Annotated in this window: 1 rRNA gene; it reads right to left on the reverse strand. The window is 48.9% G+C overall.

The window, feature by feature from the left end:
* Positions 1-276: ribosomal RNA gene (locus K9U40_RS24400) — 16S ribosomal RNA — on the reverse strand; the annotation flags it as partial.
* Between the last annotated feature and the right edge of the window lie 121 nt (positions 277-397).

Consider the following 397-nt stretch of genomic DNA (forward strand, 5'->3'; position numbering starts at 1 on the left):
CCTAGGTGAGCCGTTACCCCACCTACTAGCTAATCCCATCTGGGCACATCCGATGGCAAGAGGCCCGCAGGTCCCCCTCTTTGGTCTTGCGACGTTATGCGGTATTATCTACCGTTTCCAGTAGTTATCACCCTCCATCAGGCAGTTTCCCAGACATTACTCACCCGTCCGCCACTCGTCAGCAAAGCAGCAAGCTGCTTCCTGTTACCGTTCGACTTGCATGTGTTAGGCCTGCCGCCAGCGTTCAATCTGAGCCATGATCAAACTCTTCAATTTAAAAGTTTGATGCTCGTGAATTAAACTTCGTAATGAATTACGTGTTCACTCAGAGACTTGGTATTCATTTTTCGTCTTGCGACGTCAAGAATCCGTATCTTCGAGTGCACACACAGATTGT

The organism is Xanthobacter autotrophicus (genome assembly GCF_030015065.1).
GTDB lineage: Bacteria > Pseudomonadota > Alphaproteobacteria > Rhizobiales > Xanthobacteraceae > Xanthobacter > Xanthobacter autotrophicus_D.